Consider the following 3,895-nt stretch of genomic DNA (forward strand, 5'->3'; position numbering starts at 1 on the left):
TGGAGCAGAATTTGTTCAATTTATAGAGCAAAGAAAAAACATCTTTATGGAACAAACTAAAAAATTAAAAGATGTTTACAAAATATGTACAGCACTATTATCAAAGAGAACTAAAGATGAAATAGCATTCTTTATGGCAGTAAGATCCTTTATTATGAAAACAACGAGAACTGGAAAGCCAGATTTAAAAGAAGTAAATGCTAGAATATCAAGAATGTTAGAAGAAGCTATAGTAGGTGATGAGGTAATTGTTTTAACTAATGCAGGCTCACAAGAGACTTTTGATTTATTAAATGAAGATAATATAAATAAGCTAAGAGCATTACCTCAAAAGAATATAGCAACTAACATACTAATGAGAGCTATGAAGGATAAAGTAGAACAAGTAAAGCAAAAGAATATAATTGTAAGTAGGGCATTTAGTGAAAAGTTACAAAAGATAATAGAAAAGTACAATAATCGTAATGATGAAAAAGATGTATTTGAGGTATTAGAGGCTTTAGTAGAATTTAAGCATGAGTTATTAAAAGCTATAGAATCTGGAGATGAAATAGATTTAACATATGAAGAAAAGGCATTTTTTGATGTATTAACAGCAGACCCAGAGGTAATTGCTAGTATGGAAGATGATATTTTGATAAAGATTGCAAAGGATTTAACTAAAACTGTTAAAGAGAATATGTGTCCTGCTTGGCATGAAAGAAAGCAAGCACAGGCAAAGATGAGAATGCATATTAAGAAGTTGTTGAAAAAATATGACTACCCACCAAATAAAAGTGAAAAGGCTATTGAAGATGTAATGGAACAGGTTAAACTTCAATGTGTAGCAGGGATGTAAGTATTTTTAATATACTAATGGTATATTAAAACATTTGAAAGTAACATCAACTACTTTTATATAAATAGACTATTATAGATAAAATATGAAAGGAAAATACATTATATAAATTAACTATGGATGAAAAAGAAAGAGAACTATATTTCCTTAGAGAAAAGTCTATAAAAGATGAGATAAGTGCACTTGCAAATGCAGAGGAAAAAGGAATTCAAATTGGAATAGAACAAGGAATAAAGCAAGGTATACAACGTGAAAAAATAGAAACTGTATTAAGACTAAAATCATTAGGTCTAAATATAGAACAAATTGCAAAAGGAACTTGTATTACAGAGACTGAAGTTGAAAAGATAATAAAAGAGAATATTAATTAGTATATACGGGGTCGTGTTTTACGACCCCGTATAAATATATCAAAAATTATAGATTTCAAATTATAAAAGAAGGGATCAAAATCGTTTATACAAGCCTAAATCAGCCTATGAAGAAGTAGTAACCTTACTTATTTTTGTAAATACTATATATTATAAAAATAATTATCAAGGAGATAAATAAATGAATTCAAAAAAATTAATCCTATCTGGAATCATTCCTATATTCATACTTGGATCAATAACTCACTTTGCATATGACTGGTGTAGCATAACACTATTAGGACTTGTAGCTCCAATTAACTCAAGTATATGGGAACATATGAAAATGGGACTACTACCTACAATAATATGGTGGGGCTTAACCTACTTATTATTTAAAGACAAACTAAAACTAGACTTTAAAAGATACTTTGTAGCATTTACAGTTTCACTTTTAGTTAGTACCTTTTTAATGCCATTTTTATACTATACTTATAGATACGGACTTGGAGTACATTTACTTATAGTCGATATACTAAACCTATTATGTACTGTAACTATGGGACAGTTATTAGCACTTCATATTTATAATCATTATAGTTGGAAGAAAATATATTTTAACTTATGTGTAATAGTTTTAATACTTGTAGTTTTATCATTTGTTATATTTACTTTTAACCCACCTCATATTCCTATATTCAAGGATTATGATACTGGTACTTATGGAATATATCATAGACGATAAAGGTAACAATTTAAAATTTGTAATAAATAAAAAAATACACTGTCAAAAAACTCGACAGTGTATTTTTAATATACTTCCTTAGAGAAAAGTCCATTAAAGATGAAATAAGTGCACTTTAAAATGCATAAGAAAAAGGAATACAAGAAGGCATACAACGTGAAAAAATAGAAACAGCATTAAGACTAAAATCACTAGACCTAAGTACAGAACAAATTGCAAAAGGAACTTGCATAACAGAAAGTAAAGTTGAAAAGATAATAAATTATACATAAAATAAAAATTGATAAAAATATATAATAATATATACCTCAATGGATAAAATATAGTGTAATAAATACAAATAATAAAAGAGGTATAATTATGAAATCTACAATAATACTTGCTAGTAACAATGAAAAATCTTTTTCAAAAGAAATAGTAAATAAATTAATAGATATACTTACTCAAAATAAAGTACAATATGAAGTAATTGACCTATACAAAGACAATTTCAATCCAGTAATGACAGCAAAACAAGAACAACTTTATAGTAAAGGCGAAACAGATGATGAACTAGTAAAAAAATACCAAAAACACTTAAAAGAAAGTGATGAAATAATATTAGTATTCCCACTATGGTTTAACAATGTACCAGCAATACTTAAAGGTTTCTTTGATAAAGTATTTTTAAAAGAGTTTGCTTTTACAGAAGAAAACAATAAACCTAAAGGTCTTTTAAACAATATTAAGTCAGGATTAGTTATTAGTACATCAGAATCTAATAGTGAATATTTAATAGAAGGATTAAATAACCCTATAGAAACTGTTGTAGTGAAAGGTACATTAGGAATTTGTGGTATTGAAAATGTAGAATATATAAATATGAACGTAGAAAATAAAGATAAATATGATCTTATTGAAAAATATTTTGGAGAGTAAAAGTAGATAAAAGACGGGGTCGGATTTCACGACCCCGTCTTTTATAATAAATATCATTTTTTATAGCATACAAAAAACTATCTACACACTCTTTAAATAATTACAAATATTATATAAAAGCTCTCTATTCTCAACACTACAAAACTTAAGCTTGTCATACAAAATCCCAAAAGAAACATCCAACATCTCTATAAGTTCCTCTTCACTTGTACACTTTTTAACACAATCAAAAAGCTCATCATCACCAATTAAAAAATTACAAGCCCATCTAGCAGCTTTTTGTTCTTCTTTACTAAGCCTAACTCTATCACTGTAGTGAAGTAATCTATTAGCAAAGTTTCCATTAGTTGTAAAATGGTGACCAACCTCTTCAGCTAAAATTTCCATAGTTTTTAACCGATCATTAAAAATACTTTTGTTTAAAGCAATAGTAGGAGGGATATCCTTATCACTAATATATAGCCCTAATATACAAGGATTGAAATTTACCCATTCAATTTGAATATTTTCATCCTCACACAATTTATATAATTTGTCTAACTTATTCATAATGTCCCCTAAATATAAATTTTTTACTTGTTTTTGTATTTAAACTTTAAATAATTAACAAATTCATCTAATTCCTTTTGAGCTTCCTCTGATAAGTTTTCATCATACATAGTTCTATGAGTTGCTATTGTTAAATCTCTAGATTCTTTATCATCTTGTCCAATTAAATAATCACAAGTAACATTAAAGTAATCTGCTAATAATCTTAATTTATCAAAATCAGGATGTTTTCCCTTTGTTTCATATCCTGCTATTGATGTTCTGTTTACACCTAAATAATCAGCAAGTTGTTGTTGAGTAACATTGTGTTTCAATCTAAGCTGTTTTAATCTATCACCGAATATCATAATTTACCTCCTAATTTATTTAACAATTATATAGTAGCACTAAATGTGACAAATAGTCTACAAAATAGATAAATTTTGGAAAAAAATTAAAAAATATGTTGCTAATAATAACAACAGTCATTATAATTAAAATATAAAAGTTACTAAA

6 protein-coding genes are annotated in these 3,895 nt (G+C 26.8%); 4 read left to right on the forward strand and 2 right to left on the reverse strand.

What is annotated here, in order from left to right; all coding sequences use genetic code 11:
- The 4 genes from Q5F54_RS11550 to Q5F54_RS11565 all read left to right on the forward strand — a co-directional run.
- A partial coding sequence (locus Q5F54_RS11550) for a DUF3387 domain-containing protein (RefSeq protein WP_302334467.1) occupies positions 1 to 838 on the forward strand: 838 nt, incomplete at its 5' end.
- Positions 839 to 954: 116 nt separating this feature from the next.
- Positions 955 to 1,209, forward strand: coding sequence for a hypothetical protein (locus Q5F54_RS11555; protein ID WP_302334468.1), 255 nt, complete (start codon positions 955 to 957; stop codon positions 1,207 to 1,209).
- A 181-nt stretch (positions 1,210 to 1,390) separates the two neighbouring features.
- The gene (locus tag Q5F54_RS11560; RefSeq protein WP_281538659.1) at positions 1,391 to 1,933 is read left to right on the forward strand and encodes a DUF6512 family protein; all 543 of its coding nucleotides are present in this window, start codon (positions 1,391 to 1,393) and stop codon (positions 1,931 to 1,933) included.
- 360 nt (positions 1,934 to 2,293) lie between these two features.
- Positions 2,294 to 2,851: an NAD(P)H-dependent oxidoreductase gene (locus tag Q5F54_RS11565; RefSeq protein ID WP_071120607.1), complete on the forward strand. Its 558-nt coding sequence runs from the start codon at positions 2,294 to 2,296 to the stop codon at positions 2,849 to 2,851.
- Between the two features lie 81 nt (positions 2,852 to 2,932).
- Here Q5F54_RS11565 and Q5F54_RS11570 read toward each other — a convergent pair whose 3' ends face one another.
- Positions 2,933 to 3,400, reverse strand: a complete 468-nt coding sequence (locus Q5F54_RS11570) for a hypothetical protein (RefSeq protein ID WP_281538658.1) — start codon at positions 3,398 to 3,400, stop codon at positions 2,933 to 2,935.
- A 23-nt stretch (positions 3,401 to 3,423) separates the two neighbouring features.
- Positions 3,424 to 3,747 (reverse strand): helix-turn-helix domain-containing protein, encoded by a 324-nt coding sequence (locus Q5F54_RS11575; protein WP_276700399.1) that lies wholly within the window; start codon positions 3,745 to 3,747, stop codon positions 3,424 to 3,426.
- Between the last annotated feature and the right edge of the window lie 148 nt (positions 3,748 to 3,895).

This window comes from uncultured Romboutsia sp., from assembly GCF_958366745.1.
Lineage (GTDB): Bacteria > Bacillota > Clostridia > Peptostreptococcales > Peptostreptococcaceae > Romboutsia > Romboutsia timonensis.